The sequence below is a fragment of the Oceanobacillus bengalensis genome (assembly GCF_003628445.1).
Classification (GTDB): Bacteria; Bacillota; Bacilli; order Bacillales; family Amphibacillaceae; genus Oceanobacillus; species Oceanobacillus bengalensis.
On sequence record NZ_RBZO01000030.1, the window covers coordinates 39,089 to 48,691 of the forward strand.

The following is a 9,603-nucleotide window of genomic DNA, read 5'->3' on the forward strand; positions in this document are numbered from 1 at the left end:
AGACAGGCAGCTTAACAGGTGTATCACAACAGGCGCCTCGAAACTAGGCGCATAATTAATCAATTTAGAAAGACAATAACTATAAAACAACTGGAGGGTCAACAATGAATAAAATCGTTAAAGGATTATTAACCGTTACTATCGGATCATCATTACTTCTAACTGCTTGTGGTGGTGGCGGAGATGAAGGAGAGAGCGCAGATGGAAAGGTACAACTAGAGCTTTTCTCCAATAAATCCGAAAGTATTGACACATATAATGGATTAATTGAGAAATTCGAAGCGGAAAACCCAGATATCGATATTAATCTGGAAGCACCGCCAGAAGCAGAGACCGTTTTGAAAACAAGATTAACGAAAGACGATTTGCCTGACATCATGTCAATCGGTGGAAATGCAACTTATGGTGAATTAGCAAGAGAAGGCGTTTTCCATGATTTCACGGATTCTGAATCGATTGGTAAAATTCAATCATCATATGTTGACATGCTAAGCCAATTAGTAGGTCCTGAAGATGATGCAGCATATGGTATCCCATATGCAACAAATGCAAACACCGTTATTTACAACAAAGAAAAAGTGGAAGAATTAGGCATTGAAATCCCAACAAACTGGGATGAATTTGTTGCAGCATTAGAAACAGCGAAAGATGCTGGCGAAACACCGATTTACTTTACACTACAAGAAGCTTGGACTGGAATGTCTGTTTGGAACGGTGTAGCAGGTAACTTAGTAGCAGACGATTTTGCAGAAAGAAAAACTGCTGGTGAAGCAACATTTGTAGAAGAGTATGATGAAGTTGCAGACAAAATGTTAGAACTGCTTAACTATGGACATGCAGATAACTTTGGTATTGGCTATGGTGATGGAAATAGCGCATTCGCTAATGGTGAAGGTGTGTTCTACATCCAAGGTAACTGGGCAATTCCTGAAATTCTAAAAACAAATCCAGATGTTCAATTAGGTACATTTGCACTTCCATCAAATGATGATGCTGCGAACAATAACTTGGTTTCTGGTGTAGACGTTGCGTTAACAGTGAGTGAAACAACAGAACACAAAGAAGAAGCATTGAAATTTATTGAGTTCATGATTAGTGAAGAAACAGCAAAAACATATATTGAAGAACAAAAAGCATTCTCTGCTGTTGAAGGTGTATATCAAGAGGATCCAGTATTTGAAGGAATCCAAAAACACTTTGAAGAAGGAACACTAACAAGCTTCGTTGACCATTACTACCCAGCAGGTATGGGTACAGAAAACTTAGTTCAAGAATTCCTTATTAGTGGAGATAAAGCAGCAGGACTTGAAACATTAGATAATGAGTGGGATAAGGTTATTAACAGATAAATTATTGGTAGGGCTTTTAGGGATAGTTGGTTTAGATTGTAGCGGATTACGATAACTTGGTCTTGGAAGAGCGTATCAAGATACTTTTGGAGTCATGGGTGCTCCCGGATGAACTAGAGAGAGCATATCAAGATACTTTTGGAGTCTTGAGCGGGTGCAAACGAACTAGAGAGGGCTTATCAAGATACTTTCGTAGCCATGATCGGCCCCAAACGAACTAGAGAGGGCTTATCAAGATACTTTTGGAGCATGATCGCCCCCAAACGAACTAGAGAGGGCGTATCAAGATACTTTTGGAGTCTTGAGCGGGTGCAAACGAACTAGAGAGGGCTTATCAAGATACTTTCGTAGCCATGATCGGCCCCAAACGAACTAGAGAGGGCGTATCAAGATGCTTTTGAAGCCATGATCGCTCCCAAACGAACTAGAGAGGGCTTATCAAGATACTTTTGAAGCATGATCGGCCCCAAATGAACTAGAGAGAGCGTATCAAGATACTTTCGTAGCTATGAGCGCTCTCAAAAGAACTAGAGAGAGCGTATCAAGATACTTTTGGAGCATGATCGGCCCCAAATGAACTAGAGAGAGCGTATCAAGATACTTTCGTAGCTATGAGCGCTCTCAAACGAACTAGAGAGCGGGTATCAAGATACTTTTGGAGCATGATCGGCCCCAAATGAACTAGAGAGGGCGTATCAAGATGCTTTTGTGGCGATGAGCTCTCCGAAACAATCTAGAGAGAGCTCATCAAGTCATTTACAAACCCAGAGCACTCCCAAGCGGTCTAGAACCTAAGGAATTCACACACACAGCTTATAAAAGAAAAGCTCAAACCAACATTAAAACGAGGAGAGATTATCATGGTGAATAAGAAGCGCACATTTATGATAATGGTTATTCCTGCATTTTTATTATTCTTCACTTTTCATACATATCCAGTTATACAGGGAATTTTCTATAGTTTTACTGATTATAAAGGGTATGGAACGTGGGATTTTGTAGGACTTAGTAACTATCTAAATGTATTTCAAGATGGTCGTGCGCTAGGTGCATACGGTTTTACCTTTCAATTTGCTATCGTTTCTACGGTACTTGTAAATATAATTAGTTTATTAATTGCAATTGGACTTAATGCTAACATTAAATTCCGCAAGACACTAAGGGCAACCTACTTCTTGCCATATATCTTGAGTGTGTTAATTGTTGGTTATATCTTCAAATTTATGTTTACACACTTACTTCCGGAGATTGGTCAACTATTAAACATTGAATTCCTTTCCTCAAATATTTTAGGTAGTCCAGATTTAGCTTGGATTGGAATTGTTATTGTTGCGGTATGGCAATCAACTGCATTTAATACCCTTCTCTATTTAGCTGGTCTTTCAACCATTGATCAACAAGTTTATGAAGCGGCAGACATTGATGGTGCAGGACCTTGGGCGAAATTCTGGAAAATTACCTTCCCACTCGTTGCACCGTTCTTTACGATTAACATGGTTGTTGCAATGAAGAACTTCTTAATGGCATTTGACCAAATTGTCGCTTTAACGGGTGGTGGACCTGGTCAAGCAACCGAATCCATTTCCCTACTCATCTATCGTGGTGGGTTCCAAGGTGGAGAATTTGCATACCAATCAGCGAATGCGGTTATTTACTTTATCGTCATCGTTGCAATTTCGATTATTCAACTACGTGTACTTGAACGAAGAGAGGTGAAATAAAGATGGTAGGAAATAAAATCAATTGGAAAATAACGACATTATTAATACTTGGTGGATTATTCATCATCCTACCACTTTATTTAACAATTACAATTGCATTTAAGACACCTCAAGAGATGTCAGGTAATTTATTTGCTTTACCAGAATCATGGTCGATTCAAAACTTCCTTGATGCAATTGAAATGACGAATTTCTTCCAGGCATTAGGAAATAGTGTGTTTGTTACGGTAATCACGGTTGTTTTAGTATTACTTACGCATTCCCTTGTTGCCTACGCGATCGCAAGAAATATGCATAAGAAGTTTTATAAATTCCTTTATTTCTATTTTATCAGTGCGATGTTTATTCCGTTTCCTATCATCATGCTTCCTTTAGTAAAACAAACAGCTATGTGGGGTATGGATAATATTATTGGACTAGCAATCTTGAATGCTGTAATGCAATTGGCGTTTAATGTATTTATTTACGTTGGATTTGTGAAGACGATACCGAAAGAATTGGAAGAAGCGGCCATCATTGATGGTGCGAGCACATGGCAGGTTTTCTGGAAAATTATTTTCCCATTAATGAAACCAATGCATGCAACAGTTGCGATTCTTACAGCACTAGCTGCATGGAATGATTTCATGTTGCCACTCGTTATCCTAAGTGATTCGAGTCAATATACATTGCCACTTGTACAATATGCATTCCAAGGGCAATTTAGCACGGATTATAACCTTGCTTTTGCATCTTACTTAATGGCAATGTTACCAATGATTCTCATCTACATTTTTGCACAGAAATGGATTATCGGTGGCGTTATGCGTGGTTCGATTAAATAAAAAAATAAATGGTAGCTTCCCTCAGTATGGAGGGAAGCTGCTAGTTTGGGTACATAGAAGAAGGGTTGCTGACTTTTGCTTTTGTTAAACTCAGTGTATTGCCGGAACGGTAGGAAGACCATTATCTCAAATTAATTCGCATCTTATCTCAATAGTAACAATTAATAAAAAAACACTTTAGGAGGAATTTACATCATGCAGAAACAATGGTGGAAAGAGCAAGTTGTTTATCAAATTTACCCGAGAAGTTTTAATGATAGTAATGGCGATGGAATTGGTGACATAAAAGGGATTACGGAGAAATTGGATTACTTAAAAAAGCTTGGGGTCGACGTTATTTGGTTATCACCAGTATATAAGTCACCAAATGATGATAATGGGTACGATATTGCCGATTATAAAGCAATCATGGATGAATTTGGGACGATGGAAGATTGGGAAGAAATGCTTGAGGAAATCCATAATCGCGGCATGAAACTGATGATGGACCTTGTTGTCAACCACTCATCCGATGAGCATCAGTGGTTCCAGGAATCTCGTAAATCGAAGGACAATCCATACCGTGATTACTACATTTGGCGTCCAGGAAAAGACGGGAAAGAGCCAAATAATTGGGCATCAACGTTTAGTGGGTCAGCATGGAAATACGATGAACAAACAGATGAATATTTCCTACATTTATTTAGTAAAAAACAACCAGATCTTAACTGGGAAAATCCGAAACTGCGCAGGGAAGTATACGACATGATGGAATGGTGGTTGGAGAAAGGAATTGACGGGTTCCGTATGGATGTAATTAACTTTATCTCCAAAGTACCTGGTCTTCCTGATGCACCAAATCCAGAGGGCAAGAAATATGTCGGTGGAAGCAAATACTTTATGAATGGGCCGCGTATTCATGAATTTTTACAAGAAATGAATGAAGAGGTTCTGTCGAAATATGACATCATGACAGTCGGCGAAATGCCTGGTGTAAGTGTCGAACAGGCGAAGGATTATACGGGGGAAGAACGGAAAGAACTGCAAATGGTGTTCCAATTTGAGCACATGGATTTAGATTCTGGTCCAAACGGAAAATGGGATTTGAAGCCGTTAGATTTGCGTGACTTAAAAACAAGTATCTCTAGATGGCAAACAGGGCTTAATGGTGTTGGCTGGAATAGCTTGTATTTGAATAATCATGATCAACCACGTATCGTTTCCCGATTTGGGGATGACAAGGAATATCGCGTTATTTCGGCTAAAATGCTTGGAACGTTCCTGCATATGCTTCAAGGGACACCGTACATTTATCAAGGGGAAGAAATTGGTATGACAAATATCAAATTCGACTCGATTGATGATTATAAGGATATTGAAATTTTAAATATGTATAAGGAAAAAATTGCAGAAGGTGCTGACCCTAAGAAAGTAATGGAATCGATTTATGTGAAGGGTCGCGACAATGCAAGAACGCCTGTCCAATGGGATGCGTCAGAAAATGCTGGATTTACAACAGGCGAGCCGTGGATCAAAGTAAACGAAAATTACAAAGAAATCAACGCAGAGCAAGTGGTAGCAGATGAGGATTCGATCTATCATTATTACCGCGAGCTTATCCAATTGCGTAAGAAACACCCAATCATTGTGTACGGAGACTACACTTTAATTTTACCTGAACATGATAAGCTTTACGCATATACCCGCACATATGAAGGGGAAAAATTACTCGTTGTCACGAACTTTAGTGGGGAAAATGTTGGATTTGAGCTTCCTCATGATGTTGCTTTTGAAGCGCAGGAGCAGCTGATTAGCAATTATCCAGAAACAGGGCATGGCGATTACCGTTCATTCACATTAAGACCATACGAAGCAAGGGTATTTAAAGGAAAATAATAGGAGAAAAAGCAGTCCCCCAACCACCTCTGGCTTGGGGGTTCGCTGCTATCGGATTAGGAGGAACAATACATGGCAAAACATCCATCCGCATTTATTTTTGACCTTGACGGTGTCATTACAGATACAGCGGAATTTCATTATTTAGCTTGGAAGCAACTGGCTGATGGGCTTGGTGTAACGATTGATCGAGAATTTAATGAGCAATTAAAGGGCATTAGTAGAATGGATTCATTGGAGAAAATAGTAGCGTTAGATCCTGCGTTGGGCGGTCTATCGGCCGATGAAAAGGAACGTCTTGCAACGGAAAAAAATGAGCATTATATAAAGCTCATTGCAGAAGTAACGCCAGCCCATATTTTGCCTGGGATGGAGTCGTTGTTAAAAGATATTCAAGCACACGGAATCAAAATTGCGCTCGGCTCAGCTAGTAAAAATGCCAAGATGGTGTTGGAGCAGCTGGAATTAACAGATTACTTTGATTATATTGTTGATGCTGCCCAAGTTTCGAAAGGGAAGCCAGACCCTGAAACATTTACCACTGCTGCAGATTACTTTGGTTTTGCTTATGCGGATTGTATTGGCGTAGAGGACGCTGAGGCTGGGGTGGAAGCGTTGAAGCGAGCAGGGATGTTTGCTGTTGGTGTTGGTTTGAGTTTGTCGGAAGCGGATTACATAGTAGCGGATACTGGGACATTGCATTTTGACTCGGTTATCACACATTATAATGAAAGGAGTGACAGCTGATGACATGGAAAATTACGAAATCAGAGCTTGATCATCACCATCTCTTAATCAATGAGAGTCTTCTATCGTTAGGGAATGGTTACCTTGGTGTACGGGGGAACTTTGAGGAAGGCTACAAGGAAGGCGAACAGTCGATTCGCGGTACATACATTAACGCTTTCCATGATGAGACGGAAATTAGCTATGGGGAGAAGCTTTATGGTTTTCCAGATAAACAGCAGAAGCTATTGAATGTCATCGATGCACAAGGTGTAGCTATTTATTTGGATGGAGAACGCTTTAGCTTGTTTGACGGGGAAGTAGTGGAATTTGCGCGTCATTTGTATCTTGATAAAGGCTATGCAGAGCGTGTGATTCGCTGGAAATCACCAAGTGGAAAGGAAGCGAATCTTCATTTTAGAAGATTTATTTCTTTTGTTACGAGGGAATTATTTGCAATCGATGTGAAGGTTGCGCCCATTCAGGGAATCGAACAGGTGAAAATTGTTTCAACTGTAAATGGCGATGTATCTAATTTTGTCGATAAAAATGATCCGCGCGTTGCATCGGGACATGCGAAACGATTAAATGTGACGGACGTACGAAAAGAGGGGAACTTGAGCATTATTAAAGATAGAACCTATACAACAAATTTAGAAGTTGTTTGTACAACGACTACACATGTTGATGTTGATGGGGATTATGTTTATGAACGTGCAGTTTCAGATTATGCGATTGAAGAGACGTATGTGGCAAGTGGGGCTGCGGTTCAGTTCACGAAATATAACGTATATACGGATACATTGAGACATCATGAAGCAGTTGGCACGCGTGGTGTTGAGATTCAGCAGCAGTTGCAGGAGCGGACTTTTGACGAATTGTTAGATGAACAAAAGGTTTACATGGATGCCTTTTGGAAGACTTCAGATGTGAAAATTGAAGGGGATTCGCGCTTGCAAGAGGGAATTCGTTTCAATCTGTATCACCTGTTACAATCAGTTGGGAAGGATCCTGTTAGTAATATAGCAGCGAAGGGCCTTTCTGGTGAAGGTTATGAGGGCCATTATTTCTGGGATACGGAAATTTATATTTTCCCAGTGTTCCTTATGACGAATCCTGAAATTGCGAAAAATCTATTGCTGCATCGATATTCGATTCTGGATAGTGCAAGAGAGCGTGCACGCGTGATGGGACACAGCCAGGGGGCACTGTTCCCATGGCGGACGATCACTGGTGGGGAGAGCTCGGCCTATTTCCCAGCAGGAACCGCGCAGTACCATATTAGTGCGGACATTGCGTATAGTTACATTCAATATTATTTGGTAACGAAAGATGAGGAATTTTTGAAGGATTATATGGCGGAAGTGCTGTTTGAAACGGCAAGGCTTTGGATTGATACAGGGCATTTTAAAGACGGTGTGTTCCGAATTGATGATGTGACAGGGCCGGATGAGTATACGTGTATTGTAAACAATAATTACTATACAAATGTCATGGCAAAGCATAATTTACTTTGGGCACAGAAAGTATATGAACGGTTGCGTGTTGATGGTACATTGGATGGATTAGCTGAAAAGTTGGCATTATCGGAAGCGGATGCGGATGCGTGGCTGGAAGCTGGTGAGAAGATGTATCTTCCGTATGATGAAGACATGGGAATCCAAGCACAAGATGACAGCTTTTTACAAAAACAACGCTGGAATCTTGAACATACACCGAAGGAAAAATTCCCGCTTCTATTAAATTACCATCCATTAACATTGTATCGCTATCAAGTATGTAAACAGGCGGACACGGTTCTTGCGCATTTTCTATTAGAAGATGAAACGGATGCGGAAACAATCAAGAAATCCTATGATTATTATGAAAAGATTACGACACATGATTCATCTTTGTCGTATTGTGTGTTCAGTATTATGGCATCAAAATTGGGTTACAAGGATAAAGCGTACAACTATTTCAATGAAACAGCACGGCTTGATTTAGATAATACCCATGGTAACACGAGAGACGGCCTCCATATGGCAAATATGGGCGGTGCCTGGCTTGCAATTGTCTATGGATTTGCAGGCGTGCGTGTGAAAGAAAGTGGCCTATCCCTAGCGCCACAATTACCTGAAGCATGGGGTTCATTGGCATTTCATTTAAGGTATCAAGGGCGATTGATTCAGGTATTAATGGAGAAAGATGCCGTTACATATGTGCTTGAAGAAGGCGATGCTTTGACGATAAGTCATAAAGGGCAGGATATATTACTAGATCTAGGAGTTAAAGTCCGAATTTAGTAGGTGCCTTTTAGCGGGACGCGGTTGTGGAGGGTGCCCCTGTGGAGGGTGCCTTCCTGGAGGGTGCCTGTCACTTGTCGAGGATTGTTGGAATTTGTCGAAAACCGAACGGTGACAGGCACCTTGTGAGAAGGTGAACGATAGTAAGCACGTTGCGTTCGCGCGGGCGGTGCGTGGAGATCGGGTCGCCCGGGTGTACGATGGAATCGCGCGTTAGTCGGTGGAAATCGCGCGGCAGTCCGAGGAAGTCGCGCGGTGGCACGAGGAAATCGCGCGGTGGCACGAGAAAATCGCGCGGGAGCACGAGAAAATCGCGCGCCAGCACGAGGAAATCGCGCGGCAGCACGGGAAAATCGCGCGCCAGTCCGAGGAAATCGCGCGTCAGCACGAGGAAATCGCGCGTCAGCACGTGGAAATCGCGCGCCACCACGGGAAAATCGAGCGCCAGCACGAGAAAATCGCGCGTCAGTCCGTGGAAATCGCGCGCCAGCACGAGAAAATCGCGCGTCAGCACGAGGAAATCGTGCGTCAGTCCGTGGGAATCGCGCACCAGTCCGAGGAAATCGCGCGTCAGTCCGGGAAAATCGCGCGCCAGCACGGGAAAATCGCGCGTCATCACGAGAAAATCGCGCGGTGGCACGTGGAGATCGCGCGGTGGCACGAGAAAATCGCGCGTCAGCACGAGGAAATCGCGCGCCAGCAAGTCAAGTCCAAAATCCTGTGTAAATTAAGTTACAATGTTTTTTAAATACAAGGCAGAAGATTCAGTCAGAATTACCAAGCTATAGAAAAACAAGCATCTTTATACAATTTGATATGGAGG

7 protein-coding genes are annotated in these 9,603 nt (G+C 41.8%); 6 read left to right on the forward strand and 1 reads right to left on the reverse strand.

Annotated features, from left to right (window positions below; genetic code table 11):
• Positions 1-104 precede the first annotated feature (104 nt).
• From D8M05_RS16085 to D8M05_RS16110, 6 genes are all read left to right on the forward strand, one after another.
• Complete coding sequence (locus D8M05_RS16085) at positions 105-1,349, forward strand: ABC transporter substrate-binding protein (RefSeq protein WP_121133628.1); 1,245 nt, start codon at positions 105-107, stop codon at positions 1,347-1,349.
• An 860-nt stretch (positions 1,350-2,209) separates the two neighbouring features.
• Complete coding sequence (locus tag D8M05_RS16090; protein ID WP_183072831.1) at positions 2,210-3,070, forward strand: carbohydrate ABC transporter permease; 861 nt, start codon at positions 2,210-2,212, stop codon at positions 3,068-3,070.
• Between the two features lie 2 nt (positions 3,071-3,072).
• Entirely contained in the window at positions 3,073-3,894 is an 822-nt protein-coding gene (locus D8M05_RS16095; RefSeq protein ID WP_121133630.1) for a carbohydrate ABC transporter permease, read from the forward strand.
• A 195-nt stretch (positions 3,895-4,089) separates the two neighbouring features.
• A complete protein-coding gene (locus D8M05_RS16100) occupies positions 4,090-5,769 on the forward strand; it encodes a glycoside hydrolase family 13 protein (protein ID WP_121133632.1) in 1,680 nt (559 codons plus the stop codon).
• A 72-nt stretch (positions 5,770-5,841) separates the two neighbouring features.
• Entirely contained in the window at positions 5,842-6,516 is a 675-nt protein-coding gene (pgmB, locus tag D8M05_RS16105) for a beta-phosphoglucomutase (RefSeq protein WP_121133634.1), read from the forward strand.
• The gene (locus tag D8M05_RS16110; RefSeq protein WP_121133636.1) at positions 6,516-8,780 is read left to right on the forward strand and encodes a glycoside hydrolase family 65 protein; all 2,265 of its coding nucleotides are present in this window, start codon (positions 6,516-6,518) and stop codon (positions 8,778-8,780) included. The genes pgmB and D8M05_RS16110 overlap by 1 nt, the downstream gene beginning before the upstream one ends.
• Positions 8,781-8,850: 70 nt before the next feature.
• Here the strand turns inward: D8M05_RS16110 and D8M05_RS20285 are convergent, their stop codons facing one another.
• Entirely contained in the window at positions 8,851-9,483 is a 633-nt protein-coding gene (locus D8M05_RS20285; RefSeq protein WP_183072832.1) for a hypothetical protein, read from the reverse strand.
• Positions 9,484-9,603: the final 120 nt, after the last annotated feature.

Excerpts from the sequence above, each read along its gene's own strand:
- D8M05_RS16090 (WP_183072831.1), top strand. The coding sequence starts at position 2,210 with ATGGTGAATAAGAAGCGCACATTTATGATAATGGTTATTCCTGCATTT.
- D8M05_RS16085 (WP_121133628.1), top strand. The coding sequence starts at position 105 with ATGAATAAAATCGTTAAAGGATTATTAACCGTTACTATCGGATCATCA.
- D8M05_RS16110 (WP_121133636.1), top strand. The coding sequence starts at position 6,516 with ATGACATGGAAAATTACGAAATCAGAGCTTGATCATCACCATCTCTTA.
- D8M05_RS16100 (WP_121133632.1), top strand. The coding sequence starts at position 4,090 with ATGCAGAAACAATGGTGGAAAGAGCAAGTTGTTTATCAAATTTACCCG.
- pgmB (WP_121133634.1), top strand. The coding sequence starts at position 5,842 with ATGGCAAAACATCCATCCGCATTTATTTTTGACCTTGACGGTGTCATT.
- D8M05_RS16095 (WP_121133630.1), top strand. The coding sequence starts at position 3,073 with ATGGTAGGAAATAAAATCAATTGGAAAATAACGACATTATTAATACTT.